The organism is Algoriphagus sp. oki45 (assembly GCF_036245605.1).
Taxonomy (GTDB): Bacteria; Bacteroidota; Bacteroidia; order Cytophagales; family Cyclobacteriaceae; genus Algoriphagus.
The window spans coordinates 376,794-398,201 of record NZ_BTPC01000002.1; the positions used below are offsets into that span (position 1 = coordinate 376,794).

19 protein-coding genes and 1 riboswitch are annotated in these 21,408 nt (G+C 43.8%); of the genes, 9 read left to right on the forward strand and 10 right to left on the reverse strand.

Features of this window, described 5'->3' with window-relative positions:
- Positions 1 to 205 precede the first annotated feature (205 nt).
- The 4 genes from AAA942_RS11115 to AAA942_RS11130 all read left to right on the forward strand — a co-directional run bounded on the left by AAA942_RS11115 (position 206) and on the right by AAA942_RS11130 (position 5,048).
- Positions 206 to 1,576 carry an alkaline phosphatase family protein gene (locus AAA942_RS11115; RefSeq protein ID WP_338220342.1) on the forward strand — a complete coding sequence of 457 codons (1,371 nt, stop codon included), beginning with the start codon at positions 206 to 208 and terminating at the stop codon, positions 1,574 to 1,576.
- A 73-nt stretch (positions 1,577 to 1,649) separates the two neighbouring features.
- Complete coding sequence (locus AAA942_RS11120) at positions 1,650 to 2,774, forward strand: DUF4221 family protein (protein WP_338220343.1); 1,125 nt, start codon at positions 1,650 to 1,652, stop codon at positions 2,772 to 2,774.
- Between the two features lie 6 nt (positions 2,775 to 2,780).
- Complete coding sequence (locus AAA942_RS11125; protein WP_338220344.1) at positions 2,781 to 3,902, forward strand: DUF4221 family protein; 1,122 nt, start codon at positions 2,781 to 2,783, stop codon at positions 3,900 to 3,902.
- A 6-nt stretch (positions 3,903 to 3,908) separates the two neighbouring features.
- Positions 3,909 to 5,048 carry a DUF4221 family protein gene (locus AAA942_RS11130; protein ID WP_338220345.1) on the forward strand — a complete coding sequence of 380 codons (1,140 nt, stop codon included), beginning with the start codon at positions 3,909 to 3,911 and terminating at the stop codon, positions 5,046 to 5,048.
- Here AAA942_RS11130 and AAA942_RS11135 read toward each other — a convergent pair whose 3' ends face one another.
- The 5 genes from AAA942_RS11135 to AAA942_RS11155 form a co-directional block, all read right to left on the reverse strand.
- Positions 5,049 to 5,630, reverse strand: coding sequence for an HD domain-containing protein (locus tag AAA942_RS11135; RefSeq protein ID WP_338220346.1), 582 nt, complete (start codon positions 5,628 to 5,630; stop codon positions 5,049 to 5,051). It lies immediately after the preceding gene.
- Entirely contained in the window at positions 5,630 to 6,520 is an 891-nt protein-coding gene (locus AAA942_RS11140; protein WP_338220347.1) for a YitT family protein, read from the reverse strand. The genes AAA942_RS11135 and AAA942_RS11140 overlap by 1 nt, the downstream gene beginning before the upstream one ends.
- 128 nt (positions 6,521 to 6,648) lie before the next feature.
- Positions 6,649 to 7,251: a trimeric intracellular cation channel family protein gene (locus AAA942_RS11145; protein WP_338220348.1), complete on the reverse strand. Its 603-nt coding sequence runs from the start codon at positions 7,249 to 7,251 to the stop codon at positions 6,649 to 6,651.
- Positions 7,252 to 7,275: 24 nt separating this feature from the next.
- The gene (locus AAA942_RS11150) at positions 7,276 to 7,902 is read right to left on the reverse strand and encodes a class I SAM-dependent methyltransferase (protein ID WP_338220349.1); all 627 of its coding nucleotides are present in this window, start codon (positions 7,900 to 7,902) and stop codon (positions 7,276 to 7,278) included.
- Entirely contained in the window at positions 7,877 to 8,779 is a 903-nt protein-coding gene (locus AAA942_RS11155; RefSeq protein WP_338220350.1) for a patatin-like phospholipase family protein, read from the reverse strand. Before AAA942_RS11155 ends, AAA942_RS11150 begins: the two co-directional genes overlap by 26 nt.
- 56 nt (positions 8,780 to 8,835) lie before the next feature.
- Here AAA942_RS11155 and AAA942_RS11160 point away from each other — a divergent pair, with 56 nt between their 5' ends.
- The 3 genes from AAA942_RS11160 to AAA942_RS11170 are packed head-to-tail and all read left to right on the forward strand — an operon-like array spanning position 8,836 to position 11,564.
- Positions 8,836 to 9,258: a VOC family protein gene (locus AAA942_RS11160; protein ID WP_338220351.1), complete on the forward strand. Its 423-nt coding sequence runs from the start codon at positions 8,836 to 8,838 to the stop codon at positions 9,256 to 9,258.
- A gap of 9 nt (positions 9,259 to 9,267) precedes the next feature.
- Entirely contained in the window at positions 9,268 to 10,329 is a 1,062-nt protein-coding gene (locus AAA942_RS11165; protein WP_338220352.1) for an aminotransferase class I/II-fold pyridoxal phosphate-dependent enzyme, read from the forward strand.
- Positions 10,326 to 11,564: a serine hydrolase gene (locus AAA942_RS11170; protein ID WP_338220353.1), complete on the forward strand. Its 1,239-nt coding sequence runs from the start codon at positions 10,326 to 10,328 to the stop codon at positions 11,562 to 11,564. The genes AAA942_RS11165 and AAA942_RS11170 overlap by 4 nt, the downstream gene beginning before the upstream one ends.
- A gap of 244 nt (positions 11,565 to 11,808) precedes the next feature.
- Here the strand turns inward: AAA942_RS11170 and AAA942_RS11175 are convergent, their stop codons facing one another.
- Entirely contained in the window at positions 11,809 to 13,245 is a 1,437-nt protein-coding gene (locus AAA942_RS11175) for a DASH family cryptochrome (protein ID WP_338220354.1), read from the reverse strand.
- A 172-nt stretch (positions 13,246 to 13,417) separates the two neighbouring features.
- On the opposite strand from AAA942_RS11175, the gene AAA942_RS11180 reads away from it, so the two are divergent.
- Together AAA942_RS11180 and AAA942_RS11185 are read left to right on the forward strand one after the other, a co-directional pair.
- Positions 13,418 to 15,823, forward strand: coding sequence for an alpha-L-rhamnosidase-related protein (locus tag AAA942_RS11180; protein ID WP_338220355.1), 2,406 nt, complete (start codon positions 13,418 to 13,420; stop codon positions 15,821 to 15,823).
- A 54-nt stretch (positions 15,824 to 15,877) separates the two neighbouring features.
- Complete coding sequence (locus tag AAA942_RS11185) at positions 15,878 to 16,846, forward strand: TlpA family protein disulfide reductase (protein WP_338220356.1); 969 nt, start codon at positions 15,878 to 15,880, stop codon at positions 16,844 to 16,846.
- A gap of 8 nt (positions 16,847 to 16,854) precedes the next feature.
- On the opposite strand, the gene AAA942_RS11190 is transcribed toward AAA942_RS11185, so the two are convergent.
- The 4 genes from AAA942_RS11190 to AAA942_RS11205 all read right to left on the reverse strand — a co-directional run bounded on the left by AAA942_RS11190 (position 16,855) and on the right by AAA942_RS11205 (position 21,169).
- Positions 16,855 to 19,071, reverse strand: a complete 2,217-nt coding sequence (locus AAA942_RS11190; protein ID WP_338220357.1) for a DUF5916 domain-containing protein — start codon at positions 19,069 to 19,071, stop codon at positions 16,855 to 16,857.
- An 85-nt stretch (positions 19,072 to 19,156) separates the two neighbouring features.
- Positions 19,157 to 19,588, reverse strand: a complete 432-nt coding sequence (locus AAA942_RS11195; protein ID WP_338220358.1) for a secondary thiamine-phosphate synthase enzyme YjbQ — start codon at positions 19,586 to 19,588, stop codon at positions 19,157 to 19,159.
- 22 nt (positions 19,589 to 19,610) lie between these two features.
- Complete coding sequence (locus AAA942_RS11200; RefSeq protein ID WP_338220359.1) at positions 19,611 to 20,327, reverse strand: DUF4919 domain-containing protein; 717 nt, start codon at positions 20,325 to 20,327, stop codon at positions 19,611 to 19,613.
- Positions 20,324 to 21,169 (reverse strand): fumarylacetoacetate hydrolase family protein, encoded by an 846-nt coding sequence (locus tag AAA942_RS11205; RefSeq protein ID WP_338220360.1) that lies wholly within the window; start codon positions 21,167 to 21,169, stop codon positions 20,324 to 20,326. The genes AAA942_RS11200 and AAA942_RS11205 overlap by 4 nt, the downstream gene beginning before the upstream one ends.
- Before the next feature lie 92 nt (positions 21,170 to 21,261).
- Positions 21,262 to 21,358, forward strand: a riboswitch (TPP riboswitch).
- The last annotated feature ends 50 nt before the right edge of the window (positions 21,359 to 21,408 follow it).

Here is a 21,408-nt window from a genome sequence, read left to right on the forward strand (position 1 = left end):
CGAAGCCATAAAGAGCATTTGAGAAAGTCTTAATGATCTGTGCATCTACGATTGTTGAAATTCGATTTACGAGGAGCGGAGTAGTTTTGGGCTTTTTCTCAGGATTTATCCTTTTTGAGAACAAGGTTTGAAGTTCCATTGGATGTCGTAAATCGTAAATCTGAATTCGTAAATAAAATTTGGTTTTGCCAAATGATTAAAAATTATGAAAAAGACCGTAGTCCTGGATATCGTTGCCTTGTCTCCCCGAGTGATCGGAGAGCATACGCCTTTTTTGAAAAATTGGATCGCGTCCAAGAAGCAAGCCGTCATCGAACCTGTCCTTCCTGCGGTGACTTGCTCGGCTCAATCGGTTTATTTGACTGGAAAGTGGCCCACCGAAAACGGCATTGTGGGCAATGGCTGGTACTTTCAGGATGAATGCGAGATCAAGTTTTGGCGGCAGTCCAATAAGCTGGTGCAGGCTGAAAAGGTATGGGAAGTCCTGCGCAAAGAAAACCCTGATTTCACCGTAGCCAATATGTTTTGGTGGTACAATATGTACTCCTCCGCCGATTATGCGGTGACTCCGCGTCCTCTCTATCCGGCGGATGGCCGCAAATTGCCCGATTGCCACAGCCAACCTATGGAGCTGCGAGACCGGCTTCAAGCCGAGTTGGGCCAGTTTCCGCTTTTCACTTTTTGGGGACCGAATACCACGATCGAATCCAGCAAGTGGATCGCCGAAGCAGCCAAAAAGGTGGAAGAATGGTATAATCCCACGCTCAATCTGATCTACATTCCGCATTTGGATTACAACTTGCAGAAGTACGGCATCGACTTCTCCAAAATCTCCAAGGATCTTCGCGAAGTAGACGACTTGGCCAAGGACCTGATTACCTTCTTTGAAAATCGGGGTGCTGAGGTCCTGCTGCTCTCTGAATATGGAATTACGAGTGTGAATAAACCAGTTCACCTCAACCGGATTTTCCGTGAGAAAGGCTGGATTCAGGTGAAAAATGAGTTGGGTCGGGAGACACTGGATGCCGGAACCTCGGCTGTTTTTGCGGTAGCAGATCACCAAGTAGCCCACATCCATGTCAACGATCACTCCAAACTTGCAGAAGTTAAAACCTTGCTGGAAAAGACTCCCGGTGTGGAAAAAGTGCTGGATGCCCAAGGCAAAAAAGACTACCATATCGATCACGAACGCTCGGGAGACTTGGTCGTGATCGCGGATGCAGATTCTTGGTTTACCTACTATTTTTGGCTGGACGATGCCAAGGCTCCAGACTATGCCCGCTGTGTGGATATCCACCGCAAGCCCGGTTACGATCCGGTGGAGTTGGTGCTGGACCCGGCGATCAAGGTTCCGATCCTGAAAATCGGTTCCAAAGTCCTGAAGAAAAAGCTGGGCTTCCGCTATCTGATGGATGTGATTCCCTTGGATGCGACTTTGGTGAAGGGTGCTCACGGACGAATTCCAGAGTCAGATTTGGACAAGCCGCTTTTGGTGGCCGATTCCGGTATCCTTGAGGCAGAACGAATCCAACCCACAACCGTCTTTGACCTGATCATCAAGGCGGTGAACCGTTAAGATTCGCAAAAAACCCAAATCGATTCTTTGATCTTAGTTTATTCTCGCTTTCTTAGTAGAAAAATTATTTTCTATGAGAAAGCTGTTTTTGTTTCTCTCCGTTCCTTTGATTTTTTCCTGCGGAGGCAATTCGTCGGAAAACGAATCTGATTCCGGAATTCTCAAAAATTTTTCCTACACCATCGATACCGTTATGATCGATGCAGGAGATGATTTTATATTTCTCCAAGGCCTGAACTTCTCTGCCCTTTCCCCAGACAAAAGCCTACTGTACAGTTACAATTACAAAGATGTACAGTTGGAGGTCACTGACCTAAACACCCTACAATTGAAAGAAAAGATCAAGCTGGATAAGGAAGGACCTCTGGGAGTAGGGAATCCCAATTCCTTGTTCATTTCCGAAAGCGGGGAGTTTTTCTTCTCGGGTTTTACCGGTCTCCATCGCTTTGATCCTTCCCTTCAGCGGATGACCAAATATGCATTGAGGAAGGAAAAATTTGACGTTTTGGAAGAGGATGAGGCCTTGGATTTTGACATTTTGATTTCCAGGGATGGTAACTGGGCCTTTGGTGCCTATGGCAAAGACAATATGGATGAAGCTAAAAAAGGGCTTGCGGTCCTTTCTTTACAGGATTTAAGCCTTCGCAAAATTCCTGCCTCCATTTGGGAAACCCAAAGACCGTATGTTAGAACCTTGATGGAGGATGGGCAAATGCGGATGCAGACCCTCGAGAAGGTTTACCTATACCATCAGGATAATCGGATCATCCTTTCCTCGGGCAACATCAATGAAATCTATGTGGTGGACTTGGCCACAGATTCGGTAAGCACAATCCAGTACAGTTCTCAACTGACCCGAAACGTCAAAAAAGTCCCCGAAAGGACAGTAGTCAATTCCAATGCAGAAATGCGTGAAATGTTCCAGCAAGCCAACCAAGAGGTTGAGTTCAGGGAATTTCATTTTGAGGAACAAAGCCAAAAGTTTTTCCGCTTATCGAGGGACGTTTCCAAGACCATCGGGGACTCGGTGGTGTACAAGACGGTAATGACCATATTTGATCGGGACCTTCGTCAGATCCATGAGGAGGAAATTCCATTGGACGTTTTTGGCCTGAAATTCTTCAAAGACGGCAAGCTTTGGTCCTATGTCAATGTGGAGGATGAACTGGGCTTTGCGGTGATGGAGTTAAAGTTTTAACAAACCATGAGAAAATTAACCCTGCTTCTAGGTCTTCCTCTAGTGTTTTCCTGCGGAGGTAACTCCTCTGAAAAGACCGAATCTGGAAATATCTTGGAGAATCTGACTTACACGGTGGATACGGTGATGATCGATTCCAAAGAAGAGCTTTTGTTTCTTCAGTGGGGATTGGCAGGATCCACTGTTTCCCAAGACCAAAGTGAATTTTTCAACTTCAATCCCAAAGATTATGAGCTAGAGCAGTTTGACCTTGATTCCCGGACTCTTTTGAAGAAAATTAGTATGGAAAGGGAAGGGCCTTTGGGAACAGGAGATGCTCAATTGATCCAAATGGATAATCAAGGTAACATCTACTTTATCGGTTTGTGGGAATTACGGATTTTCAATCCCAGTTTGGACTCGATGACCTTGATCAAGTTGACTCCTGAGACGCTCAGTGGACTGGAACCCGAAGATGCGGTTGGTTCAGAAGCTATGGTTACGGCCGATGGCAAGTCTTTCATTTCCACTTATTTCTCAAAAGGGCAGACCCAAGCTGGCATGTTGGTTGTGTCCCTTCAGGATCTGGCTGCCAAGAAATATCCCTTCGATCTGGGTAAGAAATTAGACCCTTTTGCTTTTAAGCTGGTCGAAGATGGAGCCCTCAGGATGAGTACGATGGAGCGGATCTTTCTTACGGAAGTGGACCAGAAAATTATTGTTTCTTCAGCGCATTTCAATGAGGGGTATATTTTGGATTTGGCCAAGGATACTTTGATGTTCAAATCCCATCATTCTCAGCTTACTGCCTATGAGAAGAAAAAGCCTGAAAAGTCAATCGCTGAATCCTTTCCGGAATTGGAGAACCTTATGGAAGCATCGGGAAGCCAAGTGCGATTTGGCGGATATGTTTTTGACCCGATTCAAAATCGGATTTGGAGATTCTCCCAAGAACCGGATAGTCCGAAAGGAGGTAAAAAGTCGTACAAAAATGTGGTGACCCTTTTTGATTTGGACCTGAATCAGCTTGGAGAAACGATCCTTGAGATTTCGCCTGAAATGCCCATGTTTTTCAAAGACGGCAAGCTTTGGTCTTATGTCAATGTGGAGGATGAATTGGGCTTTGCGGTGATTGATTTTAAATTTTAACAAACTATGAGAAAATTAACCCTACTTATATGTCTTCCTATTGTGTTTTCCTGCAGCGGCAACTCCTCTGAAAACACCGAATCAGGAAATATCTTGGAGAATCTGACTTACACGGTGGATACTGTAATGGTAGACTCAGGAGATGAAATCATCAATTTGGCTATGGGTCTTCGATTGGCTGACCTTTCTGAGGATAGAAATACCCTGTATCTGTTGGATATGACTGACCATGCTCTTTCGGTAATTGATCTGAATCAACGTCGTCTAATTAAGAAATTACCATTTGAATCCGAAGGTCCCGATGGAATCGGGAATTACATAAACAATATCCAACTACTTCCAAATAATAGGATTCTATTTTCCAGCTTTGAGGCGAATACTGTTTTTAATTTAAATGGAAGCAAAGAAATGGATATCGAGTTTTTGACTGATAAGATCGATAGTCTTTCTGAAGTAGAGCAATCCAATGCTTGGTATGGATTAATGATCACTCAGGATGAAAAAAAGATTCTTTCTATTCCCGGCAACTTTTTTGAAGGTGGCAGAGACTTGCTGGTTGCAGATTTTCCAAGCTTGGAAGGAAAAATTATTGATATCCCTGCGATGGATATTGCAGGCGAGCTCCGGGTAATTCTTAGTTCCAAAGATATGATGAGTGTGTCTATACAGGAGGTTCATTTGCAGGAATTGAGGGATAAAATAATTGTCGGTAATTCTGCCTCCAGTGACATTTATATCTACAATCCCCAAGAAGATTCCTTGAAATTGAAAACATATCAACATTCGCTGGTGGCAAATCGCAAAGAGGTGAGTGTGAGATCTGAGGTAGAATCTCAAGAGGAATTTCAGGCTGAGATGGAAAAAATCAATCAGCAGATCGGCTTTCAGCGCTTTTTCGAGGACCCCGATTCCAATCGATTTTATCGATTTGGTAGTATCTATCTTCCCAAACCTGACCCTGATGCCGAACAAAAGGCCGAGGTTTACCTTTTTGCTTATGATGCGGAGTTAAATCTGATCGGAGAGACCAGATTGGAGGAGTTGACCCGAGTTCCCCAATTTCTCTTCTTCAAAGACGGCAAGCTTTGGTCCTATGTCAATGTGGAGGATGAATTGGGCTTTGCGGTGATGGAGTTTACCTTTTGATTAAACCAGCCCCAATCGCTTCTTCACTGTCAGCAGATTTTCCTGCTTTTTGGGTTCGCGGTTTTGACGGCAGTATTCGGTGTGGTAGTGGTGCTTTTCCATAAACACCAACTGAAGTTCGTCCCAAGCCTGCCGGGTAAAGCTAGGATTGAAATGCTTGAGTTCGGTGTAAAGATTTTCTCCTACTTCTTCAAATAGATCCGTTCCCAGGTATTCCAAATCCGCATCAGCAAGAATATATTCCAGATGGTTTTTGGGGCTTTGGGGGATTTTGGTGGCCATGATCATGCCTTTGATTTTATCCAGGTCTTCGGTCGAATAGGCTTGGGAAAGGTACCCTTCGGCGATCACACAGCCTTTTTCTTCATGATCTTTGGGGTTGTCGATAAATCCCGTATCGTGAAAAAGTGCCGCTAGTTTTAAAAGTTCAAGATCATAGGCGCTCACTTTCTCTTCCTTGGCGAGGGAGATGGCCTGCTGAAGCACATAGTCAGTGTGCGCCAGATTGTGGTAGGTCAGGTGGGCCGGAAGTTTTTCCAGAATATCCCGATAGATCGTATGTTGGATTGTTTCAAATTCCATCAGTCATGTTTTTTTCCGACTTTTTTGATGACTCCTCCTTTGACTTCCTTGATGGTCTGCACATAGAAGAAAGCCTTGGGGTCTATGGCCTGAATCGCCAGTTTGATCCGGTGTACTTCCAGTCGGGTTACTACGGTCATTATGATATCACAGGGGTGATGAATATGAAAGGTCTCGGGTAGGTAGCCCCGTTCTCCTTTATATACCGAGATCGCCTTGCCAAATTCCTTGACGATCAGCTCCTTCACTTTATCATCTTCTTTAGAGATGATGGTCAGTGCAGTGTATTCTTCAAATCCCTCTACCACATAATCAGTGGTCTTGATAGCGGTAAAATAGGTTAGGATAGAATACATGGCAGGTTCTATGCCAAAAACAAACGCAGCAGAAAGCATTATAAGGGAATTGAGGAATACGGTGATTTCACTCGCGGAGAGGGCAGAATTTTTCTGAAAGTACTCCGTAATCACCTCAAACCCGTCAATCAATCCTCCTCCACGGATAATCAAACCTATTCCTGTCCCCATCAGAAAACCTCCGAATACCGCAATCAGTACCTTGTCTTGGGTTACCGTGGGGAATTCTACAAAGTGGAGAATCAGAGTAAGCAAGAAAACGGATATGGCAGATTGTACTGCAAAAGTTTTTCCTACCTTTTTCCAACCCAAGGCCAGAAAGGGAATATTGAGCAAGACCAATAGCAGATTCAGATCTACGCCAAAGCCCAGATTGACCAAGATAGCAATACCGGTCACTCCCCCATCCAAGAACTTGTTGGGAAGCATAAAGGCCTCCAAGGCCACTGCTGCAAAGGCAACTCCAACTATAATGTAAACCAGGGAGGTCGGATCAAAAATCGACTTCCAATCTATACTGTCTTTCGGGTTCATTAAGGGCGTTGAAAAGTTTCTTTTTCAAAATTTGGAATAAAGTAAGGAAAAATTAGATAAAAACGACTCTCGACCAATTTTTTAAGGCCAATTCTTTCCTTAATTCGGTAAAAATTGACAGTTTATATTTAATCCAACCTAGGAAGGCTCAACTTGTATCTCATGGCGATGAGGCGAATGGAGATAATGATGCTCATGGATATCAAAAGATTGTAGTTTCGTTCCAATCCTAAATAGTCAAATATTAAATAGGCAACTGCCCCGACCAAACAGGCCGAAGCATAGATTTCTTTCCGAAATAGAATAGGAATCTCATTGGTCAAGGTATCCCGGATGACTCCACCCATAACGGCGGTAAACATTCCCATAATGGCGGCGATTTCGGGCCTTACTCCGAGATTCAGTGCTTTTTCTACCCCCAAGACAGTAAAAAAGCCAATTCCCAAGGTGTCAAAAAGGAAAAAGGTCTTGCGAAGACGGCTAAGAAGATTGGGAAAAAGGAAGGCCGCCAATATTCCCAACAGGATGGCATAGAGAAAATGAATATCCCCGATCCAAACCAATGGATAGCTGTCCAGCAAAATATCACGGAGTGTTCCTCCACCGATAGCCGTTATGAATCCGGTAAATCCTGCACCGAATAAATCATGTTCTTTTTCCCGGACTGCCAAAGCGCCGGAAATAGCGAAGACGAAAGTACCGATCAATTCTAAGGCATATTGTAGCTCCATGAATTTGTAAATTGACTTGTCAAACTAGACCTTTTCCAACAAAAAAACTCCCATTTCCCGAAGGCCGAGAACATGTACTGTTTTGGGATGCTCCAAGAAGCGGAAACCCATTTTCAGTAAGTTATCCACATGGCTGGAATTGAGCAAAAAACGCTCTGAACCATCGGGAAGGGCGTATTTTCCATTTTCCAGTAAAATACTCCTCTCTGAAATCCCACAAAAATCCGTGGTCATCCGAAACCAGAAAATGCCTCCCTGCTGAAGAAGCCGATGAATTTCCCGGACCATTTGCCAGAAGTTATCCACATTTTCTGCAAAGTGGAGAACTGCCGAGCAGATTATGGCATCAAAGGCTTGGGGATGAAAAGGAATCTCCTCCAACCGACCCCTTTGAAATCGGTGGATATCAAATTCCGGATTAAGACTTTTGGCCATATACCGGCAATACTGAATTGCCGTCTCATTGGGATCTACCCCAAAAATCTGATAACCCATTTGGATAAAGTACACGGCATTTCTTCCTTCTCCGCATCCTGCATCGAGAATCTTCATTTCTTTGGTGAATCTGCCTTTTAGGATCTGGTCCAAAAGGTAGATATCCACATTTCCAAGGAGTCGATTGAGCTCAGCTATTTCCATCTTCGAACGCATTCAGGGCCTTTTCGGCTTTGATTCTGCCGATTTCTATCATTTCTGCCGAGCGGTGAAACTCCAGTGTTCCGGATTGCTTTCTCGATACCTTGATCAGGATATCCACAGCGTATTTCTCCAGAATCATCTCACAATAGCGATCCTGTAGGAGGTCAAGCGATCGGGTGACCAGGTCCAAGGCAGAATAGGAAACCTCCTTGCTCTCTTTCTCTTCATCCGGGAAAAACTGCTTCATTTTCCGTTGATATTCTTTCAGCCATTTGGGCATAGAGAGAAAGCTTTTTCCGGAAGAATCCTTTTTTGGCGGGGAGATATAATCTTCCTCCAGTCCGTTTACATCCACTACCACAAGAAGTGATTCTTCTTTCTTGTTCAAAAGCGAGATGGGTATCGGATTGACTACTCCTCCGTCAATAAAGAACTGATTGTGGACCTTGGCTGGGAGAAATACCGAAGGGATGCTTCCCGAGGCCCGAATAGCCGTGTAAAGACTGCCTTCTTTGAAAATATGTTCTTTTCCGGTCTTTACGTTTACCGCATTGCAGGAAAAGGGAAACTCCAACTCTTCGATTTTGCTATCCTGAACTACCTTTTTTAAAGCATTGAATACTTTTTCACCCTTGATAAAGCCTCTGCTTGAAAAGGTAAAATCCATCAGGGAAAAGACATCTATCCGGTCCAGATTGCAAATCCAATCCCGAAAATCATTCATCTTTCCAGCCGCATACATTCCTCCAACCAAGGCCCCTGCCGAACAGCCTGCAATTTCTGAGATCTCGTAGCCTCTTTTTTCCAATTCTTCGATGACACCCACGTGTGCCAGACCCCTCGCCCCACCGCTACTCAAAACCAATGATACTTTCTTCTTTTTTGACATATCTTTAGGGAGAAAAAGTCCTTTTTACTTAAAAATTTATTTCAAAAGTAAGCAATATGAGCGAATTTAAACCCTTTCACTTAGCCTTCCCGATTCGGGATATTGAAGAGACGCGCCAATTTTATGGAGATCTCCTGGGCTGCGAGATCGGAAGAAGTACCGATAAGTGGATCGATTTCAACTTCTTCGGCCATCAGCTGTCTGCCCACATCAAGCCGGAAGAATTGGCCAATGCGAAAACGAATGAAGTGGATGGAAAAAATGTTCCGGTACGGCATTTTGGGGCGATTTTGGGCTGGGAGGAATGGCATCAGCTGGCCGATAAGCTCAAAGCTCACGGGACAGAGTTCGTGATCGAGCCTTACATTCGGTTCAAAGGGGAAGTGGGTGAGCAGGCGACCATGTTTTTCCTGGACCCCTGTGGCAATGCCCTCGAATTCAAATCTTTTCAGGACCCATCTCAGATTTTCGCTAAATAAGCTTCTCTTTTGAAAATCTTTCAACTAAAGCACCGAATTGGACCTGCGTTTCAAGTGGGGAAAAAGGAGTATCTTTTTTTCAGTGGGACCTCCTATTTGGGTATGGACCAAGATCCCCTTTACGAAGCTGTACTGTTCGATTGCATCCGGCAGTACGGTTTCAATCATGGGCTCAGTCGGGTGAATAATCTTCGATTGAAGGTATTTGATGAGTTTGAAGCCTTTTTTGCCAAAAAAGCAAAGGCGGAAGCTGCTGCCGTAATGAGCTCTGGATACTTGGCAGGAATTACTGCCTGGAAGTGGCTTTATCCACAATCTGATCTTTGTTGGATTGCTCCTGATACCCATCCTGCGATCTTACCTACTGACTTGATTCCTAATTTTCAATTAAATTTTACACAATGGAAAAATCAGTGTTTGGAGCATTCAGAATCACTTTCTTCCCGAAAAATTCTCATTCTGGGCAATGCAGTTGATCCGCTAAAGGCCGAAATTCATTCCTATGAATGGGTCAAGGAAATCGCCCAAAAACATCAAGTCACACTTCTGATTGATGACAGTCACGCTTTCGGAGTCTTGGGAAAAGGTGTTTTTGGAACTTATTCCCACTGGATCGACCCGAAAATCAATTTGGTCGTTTCTGGGTCTTTGGGAAAAGGCCTGGCTATGCCTGCCGGAATCATTCTTGGCAAAAAGGAAGTAATCGAGGGGATGAAATCACAAACGGTATTTACCGGAGCTTCTCCTGGTTCTCCGGCTAATCTTCAGGCTTTCTTAGAGACTCAGGAAATCTATCAGGCACAAAGCAAAAAAATCAGAGACTTTTCGGCGATCTTCAGTCAGGAAACCCGGTCTTTTTCTTCTGTAACCGGATCGAGACATTTTCCAGTATTTATTCTCAAGGATGATTCTTTGGCGGATCGTCTGGAGAAAAAGGGCATTATTGTCTCCTCTTTCCCCTATCCCAAGCCGGATAGTCCTAAAATCAGCCGTGTCGTCCTTTCCGGATTCCATACATTGGGTGACTTGATGGTCTTACTTGAATATTTGTATCAATTGTCAGAAAAATGATCAAACGCTTAGCTTCTTTGCTGATTCTCTTTTGGGTTTTCGGTTGCCAAAACCAAGAGCCAGTTCCTTTTCAGGATGGATTGAATGATTATCCAACGCTCTCCAAAGTTTTGGGAGATCCGGAAAAATATCAGGTTCAAATTCTGTTTACCCGGATTGACAGAAACGAGCACGGCAAACCCATTTTCACTGATTTTCCGCTTCATGTGGATGATACCCACTATTTCTATCCGGCTTCTACTGTGAAGTTGCCTATTGCAGTTTTGGCTTTGGAATGGCTCGAAGAACAGCAAATCCAAGGTTTGACTCTGGAGACAAACATGCTGACTGATTCTGTGAGGACTTCTCAAATGCCTGCCTTGGTGGATTCTTCCTCTCAGTCAGGTCTTCCTAGCATCGGTCACTACATCAAAAAGATTCTTTTGGTATCTGACAATGACGCTTCCAATCGCCTCTACGAATTGATGGGAATGGATTACATCAATCGAAAGCTTCGGGAAAAAGGATTGGACAACACCATCATTATGCAGCGCCTGAGTTTTCCGGCTACTCCTGAGGAAAACAGGAATTTCAATCCAATCCGATTTGTGGATAAGTCCGGAAAAACACTCTTAGAACTTCCTGAAAGGCAATCTGACAGTGTCTTTGTCGTGCCTGGAAATCCTAAAATCGGGAAGGCGCATTATGTAAAAGGAACATTGGTGGAGGAACCTATGGATTTCTCCTATAAAAATAAATTTTCCTTATCCGATTTGCACGGGGTGGTGCAGCGCCTGATTTTTCCTGAGTCCTTTTTGGAGTCTGAGCGATTCGCCATCAATGAGGAGCATAGGAAATTCATTTTGAAATACATGAGCATGTTCCCTGCAGAAAGTGATTATCCAAGTTATGACCCGGTAGAGTATTACGATGGGTATTCGAAATTCTTCAAGTTTGGAACGTCAAAAGAGCCGATTCCCGATCGATTCCGCATTTTCAACAAAACGGGTTGGTCCTATGGTTACCTGATCGACGGAAGTTATTTCGTGGATTTTGAAAACGGGGTAGAGTTTTTTGTTTGCGCGGTAGGGTATTTTAATGATAACCAAACGCTCAATGACGACACCTATGAGACGGATTCCATTGGGTTGCCTTTTTTCACCGAATTGGGTGAATACCTCTATCAGATGGAGCTAAGGCGGAAAAAACAGATTCCAGCGGATTTGACACCCTTTCAAATGGACTGGAAAAAATGAAGGATTTTTTAGAATACTTAAAATCCAAGACCACCCTGTTTTTGATGGGTTTCTTTATGGTCTTTTATTTCGTCTTTGTGCAGGCCTATGTTTATCCTACCTTGACTTTTGATTTTTCGGTAGCGAAAGAAACTAAAACTTGGTCTGAGTTGGGTTTTATGACTTTGTTTATTTTAGTTTCCCAATATTTCTGGTTTTGGAAACCAAACAGAAAATTTTTGGTCAGAAAAAATCCTAAGGTTGATTAAGCTCTTTCCAGACTGGAAACTTTGACTAAGGGCTGTGGATAAGTATGGCCCAATTGAATTTTTAATTCGCGTAATTGACTCGAATACAGTTCCCAAGGATGGTGGATGGAGAATCCTGATATCGTCGCAAGTTCTGGAACCCAAATCCGCACATAATCTCCATTGGGATCGTAGTTTTTTGCCTGACGGAGAATATTGAAATAGCGGTTTTCTCTCGGGTCATTGCCTACGCCACCCACATACATCCAGTTGCCCCAATTAGAGCAGACATCATAATCGATCAATTGGCTTTCAAAATAACCTGCTCCCCAGGTCCAATCAATTCCCAGATCGTTGACCAAAAAACTGGCTACCAACTGACGTCCCCGATTGGACATAAATCCCGTAGCTTTGAGCTCCCGCATGTTTGCGTCAATAAAGGGGACTCCTGTCTTCCCTTCCACCCAAGCCTCAAATTGAGACTTATCTCTGCGCCAGGAGTCCACTTGATTTTTTATTCCCCCCACATGGAAAATTTTATCTCCGTGCTTTTGGGCGATAAATCGGAAATAATCCCGCCAAATCAATTCAAATATCAGCCAATAGGTACTGTTGTTCTTTTTGCGTTGACGTTCGTATTTTTTCACTTCCTCGAATATGGACCTCGGAGAAATGCACCCCAAAGCAAGCCATGGAGAAAATTTGGAGCTATAATCCATGCCAATCAACCCATTTCGGGTTTCCTTGTAGGATTTGAGTAAATCTTTTTCCCAAAAATAGGACTGAAGTCGCCCGAACGCTGATCGCTCTCCACCTTTCACCTTCATCCACGACTTCGATTCAGGCTCGGGTTTCTCCAGTCCAAGTTCTTTGAGGGATGGAATACCTGTCGAGGAGATATCCACATCTTTAGGATAGTTTATTTTAGAAGGTTTTGGGAAAGTCGGTCTTACCTTACTCAACTTTTCCACTTCCTTTCGGAAATGAGTAAATACTTCTGGGGTTTGGTTTACCGGGAAAGGCAAGTCATCCTTATGATAGAGTGTACTCTGCCAAAAACTTTCTGTTGGGATCCCCAAAGAAAAAGCCCCTTTTTCCAAGGCTGCTTCTACTTTTCTTTCTTCAGAAGTCACTTCCTTGGAAAAGAAGATGGCATCAACCTTAGCTTTTTCCACTAGTTTGAGCAGTTCTTGTTCTGGATTCCCCCTTAGAATTATTAAATCCCCACCAAGTTCCCTGAAGGTTTTTTGCAAATCTTCCAAGGATTCCAAAAGGAATTGGGCCCGGAAAGAACCGGTTTTGGGCAAACCAATTTCGATTGTATCAAATTGTCTTGAATCCAAGACATAAACCGGGAGAACTTCTCTTCCCTGTTGGATAGCCTTGGACAGTGTTTCATTATCTGAAACTCTGAGATCATTTCGAAACCAAACCAGAACCCTGTTGTACTTCATGACTTGCGAACAGGGTGTTTAAGAAAAGTGTTTGAAAAGTTCCACAAAAAAAATTTCCTTATTTCTGTTTTTCGGGAGAAATCGATTTCCTGTATTCTGGTCATGTTATTTTTTGGGAAGTAGCCTGTTATTGTTCCTTTCGTGGCCTATTTTGGTCTAAAATCAAAAACCCATGCGAAACCAAACTTTCTCTCTTCTTGCTTCTGTTTTGCTTTTTTCCTGTCAAGGAACCACAACTCCTGAATTGAGGATTTTCGAAGACTTAGCTACTCAGGAAGGGCTTTCCGGTATGGCAGACTATTTGGCTTCCCCTTTTACTGCAGCTGGAGATCGTGTTTATTTGATAGGTCATCAAAATGGGCGGTTTCCGGACATGGGATGGCATGTGGAAGGAGAAATGGGTGGCATTTGGCTGCATCCCATCAAACTGATGGATGGATTTACTGCTTCGCTGAGTTGGGATCAGCAGACATTTTGTCTCGATCAGGCAAAGACTTTTACCAATTATCCCTTCAGCAATCTCCATCATTTCCCTTTGGAAGGTTCCGGTGTCGAAGTGGAGCGGGTTCAGTTTGTTCCGGACGGAAAGGAAGGAATGGCGGTACTTTTTCGGATCAAAAATGTGGATAAGTCAGAAAAAAAGGTTCGATTTCAGTTTAATGCCTTTGTGGATTTGATGCCGGTCTGGCTGGGTGAGCGTACAGGAATGATCGATCAGGCTGATGTGATTTCCTTTGATGAAATGACCAATACTTTTTCGGCAAAAGACCAAGGCAATCCTTGGTTTACTGTTTGGGGTACGAATGAGGGGATTTCACTTTCCCCTCAGGATGTACTTTCCTGTACTTATTCTCCAAAAGGGAACGGCGCTGCAGCAGGCTTTTCGCTGGAGATGAATATGCCTGCTGGCGCTGAGCAGGTTATTCCTGTTTTTATTGCGGGTTCTACCGAAAGTGAATTGAAGGCTATGGAAACCTTGGTGGATCTAAGGAAAAATTTAGATGCTGATTGGTTTGCCAAGAAAAGAAGATACGAGACTTTGGCCACACTTTCGGAGATAAAGATTCCCGACGCAGATTTGCAAAAAGCTTTTGAGTGGATCAAGTACAATACGGATTGGCTGGTGCGGGACGTGCCCGGAATCGGAAGGGGTTTTGGAGCAGGCTTACAGGATTATCCATGGTGGTTTGGAGTGGATAGTGAATACACGATTCAGGGCTTGGTTGCGACTGGTCGGAAGGATTTGGTTTACTCTACTTTGGGACTTATCCACAGTCTCTCGGAAAAAGAAAACGGGAATGGCAGGATTGTACATGAAGTCAGTACCAACGGAACGGTATTCAATCCCGGAAATATCAATGAGACTCCTCAATGGGCTTCTACCATTTGGGAAGTATATCGGTGGACAGGTGATCGTGAATTGCTGGAAAAATATTTCCCTTCAATTGAAAAGGGTTTGGATTGGTTGCTTCGGGAAAATGACAAAGACGGGAATCTCCTGGCCGATGGCTATGGAATGATGGAAATCCACGGTCTCAAATCCGAGATGATTGATGTAGCCGCCTATTCCCAAAAAGCTTTTGCCGATGCGTCAAAAATGGCTGAAATCTTGGGAAAAACTGAACTTTCCAAAAGTTATCAACAAACGGCTGAGGCTTTGGCTGCAAAGATCAACTCTGATTTTTGGGTAGAAGAATTCGGAAGCTATGCAGATTTTATTGGTACTGCCGAAGAGGCACTTCATTTGATTGATGAAGCAATCATCCGGGCAGATACCTTGAATAAACCTTGGGCTGTGGAAGAATTGAAAGCAACAAAAGCCAAGTTATCCACATTGCCAAAAGACAAAAAGCAGGGTTTTGTACTCTATCACAATTGGGTGGTCAATACGCCTATGGAAACTGGGGTGGCCGATCCTGAGAAGGCCAAAATTGCTTTGGCTACAGCCAAGAAATACACCAATCCCTTTGGTACTTTCGTAACGGGAATCGATCGGGATGAGAAGGCTGAAAATGAAGATGGTTCTTTTGCCGGAAGTAAGAGTTTTTCCTACACTGGAGCGGTGATGACTTTACCCACAGGGGTATCTGCCATTGGAGAAAACAACTACGGCAATCCGGATCAGGCTTTGGATTACCTTAAGCGAATGACCAGAAGTTTTGGCTTTGCCTTACCGGGCTCGATGTATGAGGTTTCTCCAGACTACGGCATGTTTACCCAAGCTTGGAACATGTATAGTTTTGGGGTGCCGATCGTCATGCAATTTTATGGAATTCAGCCGGATGCCGGCAATAAGGTGATTTACATCCGTCCACAAATGCCTTCTTCTTGGGAAGAGGCTTCTATTCAAAAAGTCATTGTCGGAGACAATGAAATAAACCTTAGCTATGTGGATAAGTCAGGAGTTCGGTCAATTGAAGTGGAGCAAACCCAGTCTAAATGGGGGATTTCCATTGAAATTCCTGAGGAATTCTCGAAGGTAAAAATCTTGGGCAAGGAGGTGAGTTCGGATACTCAAAATGGATTTAGGAGGATTTTAATGACGGGAAAAAAAGTGCGAGTGGAAGCTGAAAAGTAAGATTTAACCCAACCTAAATTTCTAAATGGGAGTATATAGTTTGAAAAACAGCTTATGAAACCAATTCTTTTTTTGCTCCTTGTTCTTTTTTCCTTCGACTCATTTAGCCAAACAACTGTAATAAGTGAATTGGAGGCTGACTTCACAGGTAATCGGTTTCTGAGAATAATCCACGGTGATCGTTTCTTTGATGTTTTGGGAGAGAATTATACATTTTCACACAATGAAGGTTCTAAGGGGCCCAAAAAACTTAGCCTTGAGTTCATAAAAAATTCTGGGAAGGTCCAGGAAAGGAAAGATTTCTGGATAGAAGATGGTGAATACCGATTAACTGGAAAAGTAAATGATGAATCCACTTGGGAAGTATATCCAAATCATCCATACAATCAAATCGATCAAGAAATTGAATCGGCAGACCTGGAAACTCGGAAAAAACTGATTTTTCAACAACTTGAAAATGAACTGGGTCAGGAAAAATTGATCAAGTTCATAGCAGATTTTACGGACGAGGAATTAAGGAATGCCTTGAATTTAATCCCTTCAGACTCGTGGTACCATGGAGAAATTGGGACTTATCTAACCTTAAATGAATCTACCCGCGCCAAAATTGGAGAACCTGCACCAGATTTTTCTCTTGAAAGTAAGTCGGGTGAAATGTTCCAATTAAGTGAACAAAAAGGCAAATATACCTTACTCGAATTCTCCTACACCGGATGCCCTTATTGCTTTTTAGCCATTCCTGAGTTAAGAAAACTTCATGATGAGATGGGGGATAAAATCCAAATTGTCAGCCTTTGGAAAGATCCAAAGAAAACGACCTGGCTAAACAATCAAGCAGATAAAAAAAGCCAGATTGTTTGGACTGACGTATGGGATCCCAATGGGTTAGCCTCAGCTTTATTCGAAATAGATCTTTGGCCGTCTTATGTGCTGATCGATCCAAATGGAACTGTAAAATCCATTTGGAGTGGATATAAAAAAGGAGATAACCTCAGCAGAAAGATTCGCCGAGCCATGGAATAAGGATGTCCTTAGAGATTCAACCAATAATTCAACTTCAGCACCAAGGACCGCTGCTTGGGCATAAAGTCTCCAGGGAAGTAATTGTCTGTGTAGACCAGGAAGAAATCCGAGACCGGAGCATATCTCCACTGTAGTCGGGTGTTGATATTCAGGTTGTCGATCTGATTATTGTATTGGATGAAGGTCGTCCAGAATAGATTTTTGGTAAAAGTCAAATCGATCCGAGGTCCCACCAAAATTAAATCCGCATCGTTTTGTGGTTCAGGTAGGCGAATTCGGGCATAATTGAAATTCATGGAAATATTGGCCACGTACCCTAGTCGTACCCCCATCTGACTGGTAACTCGTTGTATGTGTCCGGTAAAATACTGACCAAATTCTCCCGTGGCTTGGATATTGAACATTTTCCGGGGATTGCTTCTGTAATCCACGAGGAGATTTCGGAAACTGTAGTCCGAGCCTGCCGGTAAAGCCACTCCTCCCGTCCGTGTTGGATCGAAGTCATTAAACAGGTAGATGTACCGATTTCTCAGACTCAATTCCAGTCTCGAAAGAGAATTGAATCGGACCTCATAGCCCAAGTTGATATCCCTATCGGTGGTGCCCAGTGTTTCATTCCAAAATCCCTCAAATTCCAACGTAGGGCCGTGACGGTTGATCAGCTTGGAGTTGGGATAAAAAAGATAGCTCACATCCGGATTGAGGCGCTTGTAGTCTTTTCTAGGAACAAAACCCACCTCCGGATTGAATTCCTTTCCTACATCCTGATAGCTGAAGCTCCAGTTCCAATGCAAATCGGAATACAGAACATAAGCATTGAAGGAGTAGGGGCTCTCAGTTTCTCCTGCTTCAAAAGTTCGGTGATAGAATACTTTTCCAGTCCATCTGTTATCTGCTGAAGCAAGGTTGAAGTCCATGCCCAACAGCCTATTGTAGGCATTGGGATCAAATAGCTGCTGGAACTCATCCACAGCTAAGGATTCCCGATCTACGAAAATCAAGCCGATATTGCTTCGTGTCCAGACTTTTCGTTGCACTGCCAGCACGCTGAAGTTTTTTCCTGCAATTCCTGCATCTTCATCGGTAGCAGTTTGCATATTCATCAGACCTACCCTCCAGTCATCGGTGACTTTCCCGCTCAGACGGGCACCATAGATGATTTTGCTCTGCACGTTTTGACCAGTCGCTGAATCAATGTCCACACCTATCCTTCTGGAGAAAAAGGGTCTCGATCGCGGCTGCCCAAAACTTTCAAATAGATCGGCATTTTCGAGGAAAAACTGTCTTCGCTCTGGAAAAAAGATCTCAAAACGGTCCAAGTTGGTCACTTGCTCATCTACTTCTACCTGAGAAAAGTCGGGATTGAAAGTCAAGTCCAGATTCAATGCAGGCCCGATGCCTATTTTGGCATCTCCTCCTGCTGTGGGGGTTAGTTCTTCCTGAGTTCCTTCCAGAAAGTTTTTGGAAGTTCTCCCCGCTACATAGGGAATAATGGAAATATTTGCCGAAGATTTCTCCAGAGCTTTTTCAAAAATCAGCTTCCTGCTGAATGCCGTGGAGATGATGGGGAAATTCCTTGGAATGGGTGACCAAGAGCTTCTTTCCCCTTTGTGACTGTCGATCCGGTAAAAATTGACGTTCCAGTTTTGCGCGCCATCATTGAATCGAAGGGTCGAAAAGGGAATGATCACTTCTACCTGCCAGTGATTTTCCATGATTTTGGCTTCGGCATACCATTTATTGTCCCAAGCCAGGTTGAGATCCTCTGAGCGGGCACCTCCATTGGCCAAAAGGGCTTCTCGCTGTACACCGTATGGATTGACTCCAAACTGGAAGGCATTGGTTTTATCGTTGAACGTGTCAAAAACGAAGCTAATCCCGTCATTTTGCTCACCCCTATAATCTCTTCGAAGGGAGGTAGATACATATTTTCGGGGGCCTGTATTCTCCATGATGGCTGCGATGTAGATGTTATTGGCATCAAAAGCCACCTTGATTTTGGTCTGAGCATCTGCCAGAGAAGTATCTGAAGGAAAATATTGCATGAAACCGGTATTCCAGCCCTCTTCACTGGTCCAAATTTCCTCGTCCAAAAGACCATCAAGTTTAATTGGTTCCTGCAAAAAGAAAGCAAATGCATTCTGATCTGGATTCAGGGACGACTGGCCCATGGCAGGAATGAAAGCAAGTATTGCTAGGATAAATAGGCAAAAAGAGAATTTCATATAAGGATGATGGTCCTCAAAAATACTTGCACACAGGAGTTTTGATTCAATATTTTGACCAATGGCAGTATAGATAGGCGGAAGATTATTTTTCCATTCCGAAAGCTGTCAAAACTAAATTTCTTGAACCTCCATTTCTTCTGAATTCGCATAGGTAAATTCCCTGCCAAATTCCCAGGGCAAGTTTTCCACCGGAAACAGGGATTTGCAGGCTTGTACCGAAAAAAGCGCTTTTGATGTGCGCAGGCATATCATCTGCACCCTCGTAATTGTGGATAAACCGTGGATAAGTTTCCGGAATGAGCTCGTTTACAAAGGTTTGGAAGTCTTTCCGGACCGTTGGGTCTGCGTTTTCATTGATGCAGAGTCCGGCAGAAGTATGCTGGAGAAAAACGTGAAGAAATCCAATCTTGATTTGTCGGATTTCTGATAGGGCTTGCTCCACTTGCTCCGTGATCAAATGATAGCCTTGGGGATAAGCGGGAAGTTGAAGTTGTTTTTGAAAGTAAAGCGACATAATTGATGTTGAATAGACGCTCTTAATTTTCAATACCTTTCAGCATCTCTTCTAAGGTCTTGGATGCATGCTCGATTTGGAAATAAACTGGCGCTGTTTTCTGCTGCCCATTTTCATCCGTAAAAACCATTTCGAGGATGTCTAAAAAGTTGCCAAACTGATCACTTCCCGAGCCCATGGTACCAATCGATTGGCCAAGGAAAATTTGGATAAAATTTTGTCCATCTGCCGGTCCGAGAGCAAAAAAGGCTGTTTCGGGGCTTGTTCCATCTCCTGACCAGGCCATCGCTTCCATGATCTTTTGAGATTTCCAGATTTCCAATCCGGATTCTTCCGGTCTCTCCAAGTAATAAAGCGCTGCTGCTTTGCTCAAAATAGTTTGTTGGCTAACAGGCACTTTTGCCAAAAGAGAATCAGCACTTTCCAATGCTTTTAAGTATTGGGCTTCTTCCACCAAACTGAAAATCTCCCGTTCTTTTCGAAAATATTCGTAGGGCTTGAATTCCTCCTCTGAAGTAAACCCGATTAAAAGGTGGAGAATTTCCCGACTGTTTAAGGCGGTGTCTCCCTGATTAAATCTTTCCAACAGGGTAGAGTAGAAAAATTCACTTTTTGGGTCTTGAGATCGGTTAAAAAAGCCTTCAAAATCCTGTTGATAGTTGAAATTTTGAGCTCTTATGGAGAAGGATATTCCGATCCATAAGCAGGGGATGAAAAACAGTGCTCGAGTAATTTTCATATTTTTCCTACCGGGTTCTCTAATGTACCAATCCCATCAATCGAAATTCTGACCACATCGCCTGCCTGGAGCGTGAAATTATCCGGCACAATGCCCGTTCCGGTCATCATCAGGCAACCGATCGGAAAGGTGTTAGCCCGAAACAGCCAATCGGCCAGCTCTTGAGGTTTTCTTTTCATCTGTGCCAGTGTCGTTTCTCCCGAGGCCTCAGTTTTTCCATTTTTTTCTATTTCCAGGCTGATTTTAGTGCTGTCGGGGAGCATATCTTCTTGAAGCAGAATGCAGGGACCAACTGATGCACAACCTTGATATACTTTCGCCTGAGGGAGATAGAGTGGGTTTTCCCCTTCGATGCTTCGGCTGCTCATATCATTTCCCACGGTGAAGCCCTGCACTTTACCGGAGGGAGAAATCAGCAGGGTCAATTCCGGCTCGGGAACATCCCAGCTGGAATCCTTGCGAATATTGACTTTTTCACCCGGATTGGATACTCGGCTTGCAGTGGCTTTAAAAAAGAGCTCTGGCCGTTCGGCAACATACACTTTGTCATAAAAATCAGCACCTCCCGCATCTTGGGATTCTTCCATTCGTGCAGTTCGGCTTCGGTAATAGGTGACCCCGGCGGCCCAGATTTCCTGATTGCCCATCGGAGCTAAGAGGCCCTCTGCTTTGAGCTGTTCGGCATCTTCTGCAGAGATTTTTTCCCAATGGGCGGCTTCGGACTTCAATAGTTTGGGTAGATGCTCTCTTCCGAGAAGCTGATCCCAGTCGAGCTCTGGGCCGAGTAAGTACTCAGAATCAGTCTCCAGAAGTGTACCTGAGTTTAATTTAAAGAGGCGCATAAGGTTTTGGGTTTGAGGTTTGGATTTGAATTTAGGAAAAAGGGATTGAAGCAAAGGCCTTGGAAAAAAACTTTTCACGCTTACCTTTGTTCCCAGATCATAAGGGGTGCCTTAATACAACGGGCTGAGATCATACCCATACGACCTGATCCGGGTAATGCCGGCGAAGGGAAATGAGAAAGCAGAGTAAACATTTCAAAAAATTTGACCAAAGCGGTACCCTTTGGGCATGTTATGAC